The organism is Rhodococcus sp. RCBS9 (assembly GCF_029457415.1).
Lineage (GTDB): Bacteria > Actinomycetota > Actinomycetes > Mycobacteriales > Mycobacteriaceae > Rhodococcus_F > Rhodococcus_F qingshengii.
In genome coordinates, this window is record NZ_CP120422.1 from 6,318,225 (window position 1) to 6,332,792 (window position 14,568).

A 14,568-nucleotide genomic window follows, 5' to 3' on the forward strand; every position below is an offset into this window, starting at 1 on the left:
GTCAGAAGGCCGGCAGCTCAGAAAGCCATGGCCTGTGCGCGGCGGATGACCTCACGCGCGAGATCACCATGCAGTGCGTCCACCGGGCGCCCCGGCAGGGAATCGTCGGCCAGGAACAACCAGCGGAGGATTTCGACATCGGTGTAGCCGCCGTCGTGCAGCACCGCCAGCAGACCGGGCAGCCACTTGACGATCTGGCCGTCCTCGCCGAAGAACACTTCGGGGACACCGAGAACGCCATGCCGCTTGACTGCGATGATCTTGTGATCGCGAAGCAACTGGTGAACCTTGCTCACCGGCAACCCGACGTTCTTCGCCACATCCACCAGCTGGAACAGGGAAACCGAAGAATCCAGGACATCATCACAATAAGGAATCGCGCTCACCGCGAGAAGTTTATCCGGTCCGGCGAGCCCGCTGTGTACCGCCCGGTGCAGTGCTCGAAACTGCCGCTCCGCTCAGGTCACAGCGCTCTGTGACGTTCTCGAGACTTCCGCGTCGGTATCGCTGGCTACGATGGACGGGATGCGGCGTATCAGTAACCGGGATTTCGCGGTGGATGTAAATGGGTGCCCTCACTGCGGGAGCCAGTACGCGGTAAACAACCACCCACATGCCGACAGCTACCACCTAGACCGCAAGCAGACAGATCGCAAGCACGGAGGAACAGTCATTACGGAGGTCGAGGGTTGATCGGCGAAATGCTCGAGCGCCGCTATCGAGTGGACGCACCGATCGCGCGCGGCGGTATGTCGACCGTTTATCGAGGCCTCGATACACGGTTGGATCGACCTGTCGCGATCAAGGTGATGGACCCGCAATTCGCCGGCGATCCAGCGTTCCTGACTCGTTTCGAGTTCGAGGCCCGGGCCGTGGCCCGACTCAAGCATCCTGCCCTTGTGGCCGTCTACGACCAAGGCAGCGATCGCAATCACGTGTTCCTCGTGATGGAACTCGTCGACGGTGGAACCTTGCGTGAACTCCTTCGTGAGCGCGGACCGATGCCGCCACACGCAGTCGCTGCAGTCGTGGCACCTGTCCTGGACGCGTTGGCGGTGGCGCATCGAGCGGGACTGGTTCACCGTGACGTCAAACCCGAGAACATCTTGATCTCGGACACCGGCGAAGTGAAGATCGCCGACTTCGGATTGGTGCGTGCAGCTGCGGCAGCAACCACCACCTCCAACAGCGTGATCCTCGGCACCGCGGCCTATCTGTCGCCGGAACAGGTGACGTCAGGAATTGCCGACACTCGAAGCGACGTCTACTCGACCGGCGTGTTGATGTTCGAACTTCTCACCGGTACAACACCGTTCACCGGCGATACGTCACTCTCCATCGCCTACCAACGCATCCACGACGATGTCCCGCGCCCAGGTTCACGTATCCCCGGTGTACCGGCGCAGTTCGATCGTCTGGTTGCCGAAGCCACTCACCGCGAGCCCGCACATCGTTTCGCCGACGCCGGTGAGATGGCAGCTGCACTTCGCAGTGTGAGCGAGCAACTGGAACTTCCGTCATACCGCGTTCCCGCTCCGCGTCGAAGCGCCCAGCACCAGAGCGCGCAAGTTGCCCCGGCCCGGCCACAACCGGCGCCTGCGCCTCCCACGGAGGTACACCCGAACTCTGCTGCGCGCCCGAACCCTGCTGCCACGACGGTATTGGCGTCCGGCGTGGCCCCGGCTGTGGCAGCCACCACGGCGCTCGGCACGGGCTCTCCTCCCCCTGGCGGTATCCAGCACACTCGCGCGGTCACCGCACAAACTGCTCGTCCGGCGACGGTCGACGGCGACTCGGATTTCGACGACGGTTCCGATTTCGGCGACGACCACCCGGGGCACGACGATCCGCATGCTCATTTTGTCGAGGCACGTCGTAAATCGCGACGAGCCACCCTGATCTGGCTGCTCGTCATCGCGGTCCTCGCGCTCGCGTTGGGCTTCGGCGGATGGTGGATGGGCTCGGGCCGCTATACAGCTGTTCCCTCGATCGACGGGCTGACCAAGGACACTGCGGTCACCGCTCTGCAGGACGCCGGGCTCTCCCCCGACGTCCAGGGTCAGTACTCCGACGCCCAACCCATCGACACGGTGATCGGGACAGACCCGGCCTCCGGCTCCAGGGTTACCAAAGGCTCGACCGTCGCGCTGCTGACTTCGCTCGGGCGTCCGACTGTCCCGCCCATTCCGGCCGGCGGCGACGTCTCGGCCCTGGGCGCACAACTCGCCGATCGCACTCTCGTCGCGGTCGACGGCGGGGACACATTCAGCTCCAAGATCCCGATCGGCGGCGTGGCCGCGCTCGACCCGGCACCGGGAACCGAAGTTGCCGTGGGCTCCTCGGTCAAGGTCATCACATCCAAAGGGTCACCGCCCGTGGACATTCCCGATGTGAAGGGCATGTCCGAGAACGCTGCGCGCGCCGCCCTCGACAAGGTAGGCATCTCAGTCAGCACCACCAGAACAACGTTCGACGACGCCGTCGAGGGCGGTAGCGTAATCGGCACCGATCCCGCAGTCGGGTCCTCCGTCAACGCCGGCACCTCCGTGGTTCTGCTCATCTCCGACTCCGTCAAGGTTCCCTCGCTGATCGGCCGCTCCGTCTCCTCAGCACGCGAAGAACTCGGCCGCCTCGGCCTCGAGATCACCGTGCGTCAGCTCACCCAGAACGACAGCTCGGTCATCATCAGCCAGAGCGTCAAGAACGACCTCGTTGCCAAGGGCACCGACATCAGCGTCGTCGCAATTCCCTGACAGTCCGCTTCGGCCTAATCTGAATTCATGGCCACGTGGGAACCCGAGAGCATTGGGATACTCGACTTGCCGTCGGGGAGATCGATTCGGGGTCGAGGACTCCGCAATCCACTTCCTTCCGGACCTCTCCCCACCTTCGGCGTCTATCTGACCGGCAAAGAACCTCCCGACACCGAGTGGGAGTCGGAGTGGGTCCGCTGGCGAGATTTCTGGTTGCCGAGCGATCCCGATGCGCTGCGCAGGGCCTTGCACGAAGTGTGGGTGCGCTCGGAAACCGAAAGAGTCGAGATCGCTTGTGGTGGTGGATACGGCCGCACCGGAACAGCGTTGGCCGCTCTTGCCGTCATGGACGGAGCGCCCAGTAAGGACGCCACCGCGTACGTTCGCGCACGTTACTCACCTCGCGCCGTCGAAATGCCCTGGCAGCGCCGATTCGTCACACGATTCACGCAATAGCGAACGCCCCCACCTGCGCGAGCGGGTGAGGGCGTTTGCCGAAAATCTATGCCGGCGCGAATCAGCTTCGGCGAAGCAGGGTTTCAGCCTCGCAGCATCTCGGCCACGAGGAACGCGAGCTCCAACGACTGTTGAGTGTTCAATCGGGGGTCGCACGCCGTCTCGTAGCGACCGCCGAGATCGAGGTCGGAGATGTCCTGCGCGCCGCCGAGGCACTCGGTGACGTTCTCACCGGTCAGCTCGACGTGGATGCCACCCGGATGCGTGCCGAGACCGTTGTGGACCTCGAAGAATCCCTGAACCTCGTCGACGATGCGGTCGAAGTGGCGCGTCTTGTACCCGGTGGAGGCTTCGTGGGTGTTGCCGTGCATCGGATCGCACTGCCAGATGACCTGGTGACCGGTGGCTTGGACCTTCTCGATGATCGCCGGCAGCAGGTCGCGGACCTTGCCGTTGCCCATGCGCGAGATCAGAGTCAGACGACCCGGCTTGTTGGTGGGGTCGAGACGCTCGACGTATTCCACCGCCATTTCCGGCGTCGTGCTCGGGCCGATCTTGAGGCCGATCGGGTTGGACACCAACTCGGCGAAGGCGATGTGCGCGCCGTCGAGCTGACGAGTGCGGTCACCGATCCAGAGGAAGTGAGCCGACAGGTCGTAGAGCTTGGGGTGATCGCTGTCGTTGTCGAGACGCAGCATCGCGCGCTCGTAGTCGAGAACCAGGGCCTCGTGGCTGGCAAAGATCTGTGCCTGGTGCAGGCTCGGATCGGTGACGCCACACGCGTTCATGAACTGCAGGCCGCGGTCGATCTCGGCTGCCAGTTGCTCGTAGCGTGCGCCCGCGGGAGACGCTGCGACGAATTCGCGGTTCCAATCGTGCACCTTGTGCAGGTCGGCCATGCCGGCGCCGGTGAGTGCGCGAACCAGGTTCATCGCGGCGCTGGCGTTGGCGTATGCACGCACCAGTCGCGAAGGATCGTGGGCGCGGACTGCCTCGTCGGCGACGAGCGAGTTGATCATGTCGCCGCGGTAGGACTTCAGACCCAACGAGTCGATGTCGGCCGAGCGCGGTTTGGCGTACTGGCCGGCGATGCGAGCGACCTTGACGACCGGCATCGAGGAACCGTAGGTGAGCACGACGGCCATCTGCAGCAACGTGCGGATGTTTCCCTTGATGTGCGGCTCGGTGTTGTCCGCGAAGGTCTCGGCGCAGTCACCGCCCTGGAGCAGAAATGCCTCACCACGCGCGACCTGCGCGAGACGCTCTTGCAGCGCCTCGACTTCGCTGGCCACCGTGATGGGAGGCACGCTCTCGAGCACAGTCCGCATGGCGGCCGCCTGGTCAGCGGGCCACGAGGGCTGCTGAGCAGCGGGCTTCGCGAGCGCCTCGTCGAGCTGCTTACGCAGTCCGGCAGGCAGCGGCGGGAGTTCGGGCAAGCGGTCGATCGGCACGTCGACAGTCCAGTTCACCTCTACAGGATATTCGCTCGCTCGTCGGCGCGTCACACAGGCTCTCGATCGCAGCCCAATCGGAACACTTCCCGCGCACCGAAACCTGGGTCAGCGAAGTGACCGTGCAGCCGAAATGGCGTCGAACTTCACGAGGTTGTGCCTGGCGTCGGCAAGTGCGTCGTGTGCGTCGGCGGGCGCCGACGGGAGGGCAGGACTGCCGTTGTCTTCCCAGAACTGTCGGAGTTCGCGGGTGTACCGCGGCATCGACTGCGGTAGTTCGGTCATATCGCCCCACAACTGGCACAGCGCGACGTGGTCGTAGGCGGCGACCCACGCCCAGAGCTCCGGAACCACCATCGGCCGCGGAACGAAGAATTTCAGAAGATCGTCGCGGATCTTCTCGCGTGATTTCCACAGCGGCGACGAAGGCTGCGGCAACTTCGGCAGCACGTTCTTGCGCACCCAACTACCGGCACGGGCGGGATCGAACTCCGTCGAAACCGCGTAATACTCTCGGCCGTCCTCACAGACAACGCCGATGGACACGAGATCGATGGTTCGACCGTCTTCGATGAATTCACAGTCGTAGAAGTAGCGCACGTCCGAAAACTATGCCGCACGCGCCGGCTCTGGAGCCAATGCGCGTGCGGCCGGTGTGGGAAATCTCTAGCTGGCTTGTGCGTCCGGGAGCGAATCCTTGTCGGTCTTCGCGGATTCCTTCGACTCGGCCGAGGCCACGAGATCGACAACCGACTCGCCGCCTTCCGCCGGAACGTCGACGGCAGCTTCGGGTTTCGTGGGCGCCTGGTTCTTGAGGCTTGCCGCGTAGATGTCCACGTACTCCTGGCCGGAGAGTTTCATCAACTTGTACATCACCTCGTCGGTCACAGCGCGCTCGACGAAGCGGTTTCCGCCCATGCCTTCGAAGCGGGAGAAATCGATGGGTTCGCCGACGATCACGGTGACCTTGGCGGGACGCCACATCCGTGAGCCGATCGGATTCATCTTGTCGGTGCCGACCATCGCTACCGGGATCACCTTGACGCCCGATTCAAGTGCGAGGCGCGCCATTCCGGTCTTGCCCTTGTAGAGGCGACCGTCAGGCGAGCGCGTCCCCTCGGGGTAGATACCCAGCAGGCTGCCCGAACCGAGGACCTTGAGACCGGCGTTGAGTGCATCCTGCGCCGCGTCTGCACCGGTTCGGTCGATGGGGACCTGACCGACCGCGGTGAAGAACCACTTCTGGAAAGCGCCCTTCAGACCGGAACCGGTGAAGTACTCACTCTTGGCAAGGAACGTGATGCGGCGGTTGACGCGAAGCGGAAGGTAGAACGAGTCCAGAACCGCCTGGTGATTGCTGGCCAGAATGGCCGCCCCGTCAGTCGGAATGTTCTCGTGACCCTTGACCGTCGGACGCCCGAGCAGCCAGAGAATCGGCCCCAGCAACACATACTTGAAGAGCCAATACCACACGGCGTCCCTCCCATTCACAGCTGAATTTCGCTGAGTACGACCTTACTGCCGACCGGTAACCCCCGCTACACACGCCCCTGCAGGATCGACCCGATCACAGTCCGGCAGACGTGGTTCCAGCGCCGTCGACCCCACCGAGATCCTGAGGCACTACCGATCGGGCCAATGCGGCGGCGCCGACCATGCCCGCAGCTTCGCCCAGCTGAGCGGAACGGATGCGGGCCAGTGGGCGGTGCTTCGCCCCGGTCAACAATGTCGCGTACTGCTCGCGGGCGTCGTCGAGAAACAGTGGGGCAGAACTCGCGACGCCGCCGGCGATCACGACCAGATCGGGATCGTAGACGTCACCGACCATGGCCAGACCCACGGCCAGCCAACGGGTGAACTCGGCGATCGTTGCCAGCGCGAGTGGGTCACCGTCCTGCGCGGCGTTGGCGATCCGGCGACCGGTGAGCGAACCAGGATCCACCGCAACCTCACGCGCCAGGACCGTCGACGCGGCCGGGTCGGCGGCAAGCAGTTCGATTGCCGTGTCGACGAGCGCCGTTCCGCTGCAATAGCGCTCCCAACACCCACGTTTGCCACACGCGCACTGACGCCCGCCCGGAACGACCTGGATGTGGCCCAGTTCGGGGGCGACGCCGTGACTCCCCCGGTACAGCTCACCGTTGATCAGCAGCGCACCACCGATGCCGGTCCCGATTGCCACCATCACGACATTGCGGCCACCTGCGGCCGCGCCGAATCGGTGCTCCGCGAACGCCGCTGCATTGGCGTCGTGTTCGAGAACGACCGGCAAGCCGAGCCGCTTGCTCAAGTCACTTCCGACCGGCGCGTCCACCCATGGCAAGTGCGGAGCGAACCGAACCGAGCTTCGATCGGAGGTGATGAAGCCGGCGACCGCCAACCCCACGGCCGATACCTCGTGCCTGGTGACCAATTCGCGCACGACGCGATCGAGACCGTCTTCGAGTGCCCTGGCCGACTGCGGGGTCGGGGCTTGAATCATCTCGAGCACTTGTCCGTCGACGTCCACGACGGAGGCCCTGATACTCGTCCCGCCGACGTCGATGCCGACCGTCAAGATGTCGTCCATGGTGGAGTCGGAGACCGCTTTCAAGCGGCGCGCGCTCATCGCGACGATTCCCGCGCGAGCGGCGTCCGCTGGAGTGCGCACCCTGAATCGGTGCCTCGTGCGTCGGTGACCATTGTGTCGATTGTGCTCATCTCGGGCCGTTCGCTCTACCCGGGGTACTGAGTCAGTCCTTGACCGTCACGTTGATCGGGACAAATGCCGCCGTGCGAGTTCGCTCCGCACCTGGCGTCGTCGGACCGCCGTCCGGTCCACGATCGGGACCTGACGGCCCCCCGAGAAACTCGTCGAGAATCTCACGAAGCAACGCAAGGAATGCTGCTGCTTGACCCGCGAGGAATGCCAACAGTTCGTGGTGCTCACCGCGAACCAGTGCGGCGAGGGCGCACACCGGGCACCAGCTGCAGCCGGTGAACACCGGCTGCGTGTCCGTGGACGCCGAGTCACTCGCAACGTCTGCCGTCGCTGCTGCGGCCTTCTGCAGCACCGGTTCCAGGCGCGTCAGAACGGTTTCCGCCAGCGCGCGAAACTCCGCGACGAGGCGCTCGTGCTCTTCGCTCATACCGGCCACACCGCGGGATCCGGGCTGAACCGGATGATCAGGTAACTGCCGTCCAACTCCGCCCCGTTCACGACACAACGACGCAGCACCGACGCCAAACGAACTCTGCGTCGTACGCCGTCTGCTCCCACCAGCACATCGTCCTCCACCCGGCCCAACGACAACGACGACGGATCCACGAGCGGAAGGTACATCCGCATCACGTACACCGAATCGACTCCGGTCCCGGACTCCAACGACACCACGATGTTGTCCGCGGTACCGACGGTGCCCGAATCCGTGCCCGCTCCACCCTCGAACGTGGCCGCGATCTCGCCCAGAGCGGCCAACCCTACCGGTTCGGCGCAAGCGCGTTCGACCGTTGTGACGGACATTCCATCGGTTGATCCACGCAGTTCGTCCACGACGAGTGCCTGAGCCGCCCGGATCGACGCGAGCCACTGCGCCGCCGGTGAATCGTCGACACCCTTCCCGGCGGACGAGTTGAACTGCGGGACAAGGTTGTTGACCACAATCCCGTCAACTCGCAACCCGGCCAGAGCCAGCCCGGACAACGTCCGACGAGTCGCCGCGACCGACACGCCGTCGGCCGACGTCACCACACGCACGCCGGTGTTCTCCCGATCCGAGAGGTGAACCGCGATCCGATCCACCGACGCGAGCACGCGTTCGACGACGGACACGAGCAGGAGCAGCCGCATGTCCGTACCTGTCACAGCGACCATCCGCCTGTGCCGCGGCCACAATCGCTCGAGATACTCCGACACCATCGACGGCGAGCCGAGTATCCGCAGCGCTTCGGCGGCGGCCGGACAGTCCACGATCACGAGGTCGTAGTCGCCGCTGTCCGAGAGGTCGACGATCTCGGCGAGCCCGAGCATGTCTTGGATGCCCAGGGATCCCGTCAACTCTTCCGGTTCCAAGCCCTCGAACGACGAACCGTGTTCGTGATCTCCCGCTCCGAAAGTTCCTGCAGCGTCGATCAACCCCGACAATCCTCGGAACTTGTCCTCGAGGAGCGCTGACGTGTCGAGTTGCCGGACGTCGAGACGCTCGGTGAGAGATGTGGTCGTTCGCGGATTCGGCACGCCCAGGACGTCTGCAAGAGAACCTGCCTGATCGATCGACACGAGCAGCACTCTCGCCCCATCGGTCGCAGCCGACACAGCAGTCGCTGCGGCAAGCGTCGTCGTGCCTACTCCGCCTTTACCGACGAACAGTTGGACGCGCGATCGTTGCTCCGGCACTCAGCCCTCGACTCGCTTCTTCAGTTCCTTCAGAGCTGTGTCGGTGATGATCTTCTCGGCCTTGCGCTTGAACAGTCCGATCATCGGAATCGTCAGGTCGACCGTCAACTCGTAGGTGACCGACGTGGTGCCGTTCGGGCCGGGCTCGAGTGTGTACGAACCGAATTGGGACTTCTGAATCTCGCCCGAGATCAGCTCCCAACTCACCGCCATACCGTCCGGTGCCCACGAATACTGCAGTTCGTAGGTGTCCTTCACCATCCCCGCGTCGAGGACGAAACGTACTCGGTCCGCGCGGCCGCCCTGTCCCGGCGCCGTCACCTCGACGGACTTCGCCGCGGCCACCCACTCGGGGTACCGCTCGAAATCGGCGATGACGTCCATCACGGCGTCGGCAGGAGCGTCGATGCTGATCAACCCCTTGGTCTTCTCGGCCATACGACTGCGCTACCTTCCTTCGTCAAAAGTCCAGAACCTGCACAACGTGCAGTGCTTCGATTATCAGTCCGGTGCTACTCCGGCGGCACGTCCCGCTTCGAGTTCGCGCTTGAGCTGGAACGACATGACCTTGCCATCGACCCGACGATTGCGGTTCATCCCGGCGAGGTCGAGGGTCGCCAGATCGGACGGCGATACGCCGACCGGCTCACAGTGCAGGAAGTAGTGCGCGATCGTCCCGTCCATGACCGGTTCGAGCCACACCTCCATGGTGCCGACCAGCTGACCGGACACTCCCCAACGGAATCCTGCGGGACCGCGATCTTCCCGGACTTCGAGCTCGAGATCACTGAACCAGCGACGCCACTGCGCGCGCGAGGACAACAGTTCGGCGACCCGCTCGGGCGGGGCGGCGATGAAAGTCTGGTCTGCGACCTGAATGCTGCTCACCGAAGTAGCTTCACATATCGCGTCCGCGAAGCGTCGAGGGGTGTCGCAACACTACATACCGGACAGACTGTAAGCCTGGCCACAACTGCGTCGGACATGCGACTACAGTAGGAGACGAAAACCCTACTCGTCAGTATTTCGCAGTGTCGGAGGTATTTCGTGCCTGAGTTCAGCGCACCCCAGACGTTCACCATTCCCGAGGATGCCTCCGCGGTCGACTCGGTCTTCGCCTTCGCGAAGACGAAGCCGGCGGCGGTTGTCTACAAGCGCAAAGTCGGAAATGCATGGGTCGATGTCACTGCAGGCGATTTCGCTGCTCAGGTGACTGCCGTCGCCAAGGGCCTGATCGCGATCGGAGTCGAGCAGGGCGATCGCGTCGGCCTCATGTCGGCGACTCGCTTCGAATGGCCGCTCGTCGACTACGCCATCTGGGCGGCCGGCGGCGTGACGGTTCCGATCTACGAAACCTCCGCAGCCGAGCAGGTTCGCTGGATTCTCGAGGACTCCGAAGCAATCGACCTCATCGTCGAGAACGACGCACATGCCGCGACCGTGAAGGACGTCGCTGCAGCCGCCCCCGCGCTGCGCACGGTCTACCAGATCGATGCCGCGGCAGGCGCTAAAGGTGTTGTCGAGGAATTGACCGCACTGGGCGCCGACATCTCCGACGAGGACGTCCACGCCCGTGTCGCTGCACTGAAGGCATCCGATCCCGCGACCCTGATCTACACGTCGGGCACCACAGGCCGACCCAAGGGCTGCCAGCTGACGCACTCCAACCTGATTGCCGAGTCGAAGGGCATCCTCGACTCCAACCTCGGCACGCTGCTCAAGACTCCTGGCGTCCGCACGCTGATGTTCTTGCCGCTCGCGCACGTTCTCGCTCGCGCAGTCAGCATCGCGTCGTTCGACGCCGGTGCAGCGCTGGGGCACACGAGTGACATCCCGAACCTCGTTCCGACGTTCGGCGAGTTCAAGCCCGACTTCATCCTCTCGGTGCCGCGCGTGTTCGAGAAGGTCTACAACAGCGCACGCGCCAAGGCGCACGGCGACGGCAAGGGAAAGATCTTCGACGCGGCCGCAGACACCGCCGTCGCGTGGAGCGAGGCGCAGGACAAGGGCGGCGCCGGCATCGTTCTCAAGGCCAAGCACGCTCTCTTCGACAAGCTCGTGTACTCGAAGCTGCGCGCAGCGCTCGGCGGGCAGTGCCAGCTGGCCATTTCCGGTGGTGCACCTCTGGGCGCTCGACTCGGCCACTTCTTCCGCGGTATCGGTGTCACGATCTACGAGGGCTACGGACTGACCGAGACCACCGCAGCGTTCGCCGTCAACACCATCGGCGCACAGAAGGTCGGCTCTGTCGGAAAGCCGTTGGCCGGCAACTCCGTTCGTATCGCAGAAGACGGCGAAATCCTCCTCTCGGGACCGGTGGTCTTCACCGGCTACTGGCGCAACGAGAAGGCGACCGCCGAGTCGATCGAGAACGGCTGGTTCCACACCGGCGACCTCGGCACCGTCGACAAGGACGGCTACATCACCATCACCGGCCGCAAGAAGGAAATCATCGTCACGGCAGGCGGCAAGAACGTCTCCCCCGCTCAGCTCGAGGATTCCCTTCGCGCGCACCCGCTGATCAGCCAGGCCATCGTGGTCGGCGACCAGAAGCCTTTCATCGGCGCCCTCATCACCATCGACGCCGAAGCTCTTCCCGCCTGGAACGAGCGCAACAACAAGGCCGCAGGAACCACAGCGGCCGACCTGGTTTCGGACGGCGAACTGGTCGGCGAAATCCAGGACGCCATCGACGAGGCCAACAAGCTCGTCTCACACGCCGAGGCGATCAAGAAGTTCCGCATTCTTCCGGTCGACTTCTCCGAGGACACAGGCGAACTCACGCCCACGATGAAGCTCAAGCGCAACGTCGTGCACGAGAGCTTTGCCGCCGATATCGAAAAGATCTACGCCAAGTAGGTTTTCGGCAAGCAGCTTCTCGCAGCAACGAACGGCCCGCACCGAATTCGGTGCGGGCCGTTCGCGTTCGAGTCCCGTTTGCTCAGCCGAGGAGATTACGCAGTTTCGAAGCGAGCGTGTCCCACTTCCAGTCTTCGGCAACCCATGCCCGGCCGGCTGCTCCCATCGCGGCCGCGCGATCACGATCGGACAGCACCTCGATCACGGATTCGGCGACGTCGCGAACAGAGGTGCCGTCGACCACGAGCCCGGTCTTGTTCTGCTGCACCGTTTCCGGAGCGCCACCACTGCGCCCGGCGATGACCGGCACACCGGTAGCCGAGGCCTCGAGGTAGACGATTCCCAGTCCTTCGACGTCCAATCCGGCGCCTCGGGTACGGCACGGCATGGCGAACACGTCGGCGATCGTGTGGTGCGCCGCCAACTCTGCGGCGGGCACCGTGCCCGTGAAGACGACGTGATCGTCCATCCCGGTCTTACGCGCCAATTGGCGGAGATGGTCCTCGTACGGCCCACCTCCGACGATCACCAGTACCGCCCCGTCAATGCTCTTGCGTACGGTCGGCAGCGCCTTGATGAGCATGTCCTGCCCCTTGCGTGGCACGAGCCGCGACAGGCACAGGATCGTGGGCCGCTCGCCCAGCCCGTATCGCTTACGCAGTTCCGCGCGGGCGACCGAGTCCGGGTGGAACACTGACGTGTCCACTCCGGAAGGAAGGTGCTCGAGCGCCGCTTGCGGGCCGAAGGCCGCCGAGAACCGCCCACGGGTGTATTTGCTGACGAACGTCACCGCATCGGTGTGGTCACCGATCACACGCAACGACTGCCGCGCACCGGGAATCATCGACCATCCGACCTCGTGGCCGTGAGTACTCGCGATCACTCGGCTCGCTCCGGCACGTCGAACAACCGGCGCCAACAACGCCAACGGCGCTGCCGCACCGAACCAGACCGACTCGCAGTCGTGCTTCTTGACCAACTTCGCGGCTCGACGAGCGACAAAAGGCGACGGCAGCATCAGCGTCGTCGGGTGCCGAACGACCTCGAAAGGCTGTGCCGCATCGAACTTCTTGTGCGAGTCGCCCCGCCACCGCGGTGCGTACACCACCAACTTGTCCGGCGGCAGATGCCCGGCGAACGTGTGGAGATAGGACTGGATACCTCCGGGGCGAGGAGGAAAATCGTTGGTCACCAAGAGGGTCCGGCGCATCCGTCCACCGTAGGGCACTCGGTGCTTCAAACGTGCGAAGGGCACCTCGCCGCTGCAATCGACCCAGCCGCGAACCGCTCAGCCCAGATGGCTGTTGGTCCAGTCGACCCATCCGGCTCGCAGTTCCTCGGTTCCGACGCCAACGACCGCTCGGATCCGCGAATCGAGGTCTTCGGCAGTCATCTTTCCGGAGGCGAGAGCGCGAAAGAGGTCGGTCAGCTTTGCTTCTCCGAATCGATCGGCGATATACGCGTTGATCGACCACGCCGATTCGTACGCCAGTGAACTCACGACCGGTACACCGCTGAACTGCGTGTCGTCCGGAAACTCGGTCGGAGTATCGCCGGAGCGTACCGCTGCCGCCAGAGTCGGCGCGATCTCACCCCAGGCCCGCGAGGATCCACGGTTTCCCGCGTATTCGGCAAACCCTTCCAATACCCACATCGGCGACCCGTCACGGGTTTTCGATCGGGCGGCTATGTGCATCAGTTCGTGGCGCAACACAGTTCGCCTGGTGATGTCGGTCAACCTCGAAGCCGCGGCAGGCGAGAAGACCACCCGCTGGCCGCTCACGTCGGAAGACCCGTCCGCCGTCGCATCCGCGACCGACACTGCGGCAATCGAAGCGCCGTCGTGATGGGAGCCGACCAGTGCGGTGAATTCCTCAGCGGACCCCGCCACCATGAGCACCGCGCGCTCGGACCACCACGGCCCCCACAACTGCGTCGTGTTCTCGATGGCTGAGTCCACATCGGCAGCCAAAGCGTCGACGAACGCCTGCTGACCCGGGTGGCCGATCACCAGCGCGTTACCCGCAGAATTCTCGGCGACGGCAAGCGGGCCGAAGTCCCAGGGGCCGTTCCAGGATTCGCCCGCCGTTCGGGCGCCGTCCAGTCCGACGATCGACCCGTCCGCAAGAACCGACCACTGATCGCCGCGTTTCGCGAGTGTCATGGACACTGCCTTGCGCGTGGGCAATGCGTCGACGCCGTCGAGGGCGTACCGCAACAGAACTTGCGCATTCCATACTTCGACGTCTCCGCCCGGCGCACCGGTTCGCGGCGCCGGAGTCAGGCCGCCGCTGGGAATCTCGTATCCCCAGTCGGAGAATTCGAGCGCTCCCGCTGCAGTGGCTCGTCGAACTTCCGCCTCGAGCACACCGGGTGCGGCGGAACTGTCGACGAACTTCGCCAGCCCCGACGGATCGTCGGACATCTGAGCCGCGGCCCATGCATCGAGAAAGCTCTGGACTTGAGCGCTGCGTTCCGCGTCCTGTTCGGCGGCGGCGTTTTCGTCGGAATCGGACCTGTTCGTCAGGAAGATCGTCAGGCCCAGAACGAGCACCACGGCTACACCGAGCGCCACGAGGGCCGGATACTCCCAACGGCGTGGTCGATCTGCGCCGACGTCGGGCGTCGTCATCGGTTCAGTCGGCACGGTGCCGAGTGTAGGAGAACTCGACTC

Annotated in this window: 14 protein-coding genes; 3 read left to right on the forward strand and 11 right to left on the reverse strand. The window is 64.4% G+C overall.

Annotation, left to right across the window (positions count from 1 at the left end):
• Nucleotides 1-17: 17 nt before the first annotated feature.
• Entirely contained in the window at nucleotides 18-386 is a 369-nt protein-coding gene (locus P0M12_RS29360; protein WP_003941747.1) for an Rv2175c family DNA-binding protein, read from the reverse strand.
• 303 nt (nucleotides 387-689) lie between these two features.
• On the opposite strand from P0M12_RS29360, the gene pknB reads away from it, so the two are divergent.
• Both pknB and P0M12_RS29370 read left to right on the forward strand, forming a co-directional pair.
• Nucleotides 690-2,753, forward strand: coding sequence for a Stk1 family PASTA domain-containing Ser/Thr kinase (pknB, locus tag P0M12_RS29365; protein WP_003941667.1), 2,064 nt, complete (start codon nucleotides 690-692; stop codon nucleotides 2,751-2,753).
• Nucleotides 2,754-2,780: 27 nt separating this feature from the next.
• Complete coding sequence (locus P0M12_RS29370; RefSeq protein WP_277377209.1) at nucleotides 2,781-3,209, forward strand: protein-tyrosine phosphatase family protein; 429 nt, start codon at nucleotides 2,781-2,783, stop codon at nucleotides 3,207-3,209.
• Between the two features lie 83 nt (nucleotides 3,210-3,292).
• Here the strand turns inward: P0M12_RS29370 and P0M12_RS29375 are convergent, their stop codons facing one another.
• From P0M12_RS29375 to P0M12_RS29410, 8 genes are all read right to left on the reverse strand, one after another.
• The gene (locus P0M12_RS29375) at nucleotides 3,293-4,678 is read right to left on the reverse strand and encodes a 3-deoxy-7-phosphoheptulonate synthase class II (protein ID WP_007730070.1); all 1,386 of its coding nucleotides are present in this window, start codon (nucleotides 4,676-4,678) and stop codon (nucleotides 3,293-3,295) included.
• Between the two features lie 90 nt (nucleotides 4,679-4,768).
• The gene (locus P0M12_RS29380; protein ID WP_003941683.1) at nucleotides 4,769-5,260 is read right to left on the reverse strand and encodes a polyadenylate-specific 3'-exoribonuclease AS; all 492 of its coding nucleotides are present in this window, start codon (nucleotides 5,258-5,260) and stop codon (nucleotides 4,769-4,771) included.
• 66 nt (nucleotides 5,261-5,326) lie between these two features.
• Nucleotides 5,327-6,133: a lysophospholipid acyltransferase family protein gene (locus P0M12_RS29385; protein ID WP_029538272.1), complete on the reverse strand. Its 807-nt coding sequence runs from the start codon at nucleotides 6,131-6,133 to the stop codon at nucleotides 5,327-5,329.
• Between the two features lie 94 nt (nucleotides 6,134-6,227).
• Nucleotides 6,228-7,268 carry an ROK family protein gene (locus P0M12_RS29390; RefSeq protein WP_020969875.1) on the reverse strand — a complete coding sequence of 347 codons (1,041 nt, stop codon included), beginning with the start codon at nucleotides 7,266-7,268 and terminating at the stop codon, nucleotides 6,228-6,230.
• Between the two features lie 124 nt (nucleotides 7,269-7,392).
• Complete coding sequence (locus tag P0M12_RS29395) at nucleotides 7,393-7,788, reverse strand: hypothetical protein (RefSeq protein WP_042453569.1); 396 nt, start codon at nucleotides 7,786-7,788, stop codon at nucleotides 7,393-7,395.
• Entirely contained in the window at nucleotides 7,785-9,035 is a 1,251-nt protein-coding gene (locus tag P0M12_RS29400; RefSeq protein WP_125051256.1) for an ArsA-related P-loop ATPase, read from the reverse strand. The genes P0M12_RS29395 and P0M12_RS29400 overlap by 4 nt, the downstream gene beginning before the upstream one ends.
• Complete coding sequence (locus P0M12_RS29405) at nucleotides 9,036-9,473, reverse strand: SRPBCC family protein (protein WP_003941701.1); 438 nt, start codon at nucleotides 9,471-9,473, stop codon at nucleotides 9,036-9,038.
• A gap of 63 nt (nucleotides 9,474-9,536) precedes the next feature.
• Nucleotides 9,537-9,923 carry a polyketide cyclase / dehydrase and lipid transport gene (locus P0M12_RS29410; RefSeq protein ID WP_125051258.1) on the reverse strand — a complete coding sequence of 129 codons (387 nt, stop codon included), beginning with the start codon at nucleotides 9,921-9,923 and terminating at the stop codon, nucleotides 9,537-9,539.
• A gap of 159 nt (nucleotides 9,924-10,082) precedes the next feature.
• Here P0M12_RS29410 and P0M12_RS29415 point away from each other — a divergent pair, with 159 nt between their 5' ends.
• Nucleotides 10,083-11,894 (forward strand): long-chain fatty acid--CoA ligase, encoded by a 1,812-nt coding sequence (locus tag P0M12_RS29415; protein ID WP_042452808.1) that lies wholly within the window; start codon nucleotides 10,083-10,085, stop codon nucleotides 11,892-11,894.
• Between the two features lie 82 nt (nucleotides 11,895-11,976).
• On the opposite strand, the gene P0M12_RS29420 is transcribed toward P0M12_RS29415, so the two are convergent.
• Both P0M12_RS29420 and P0M12_RS29425 read right to left on the reverse strand, forming a co-directional pair.
• The gene (locus P0M12_RS29420; protein WP_003941734.1) at nucleotides 11,977-13,104 is read right to left on the reverse strand and encodes a glycosyltransferase family 4 protein; all 1,128 of its coding nucleotides are present in this window, start codon (nucleotides 13,102-13,104) and stop codon (nucleotides 11,977-11,979) included.
• Nucleotides 13,105-13,182: 78 nt separating this feature from the next.
• Complete coding sequence (locus P0M12_RS29425) at nucleotides 13,183-14,541, reverse strand: hypothetical protein (protein WP_230691661.1); 1,359 nt, start codon at nucleotides 14,539-14,541, stop codon at nucleotides 13,183-13,185.
• Nucleotides 14,542-14,568: the final 27 nt, after the last annotated feature.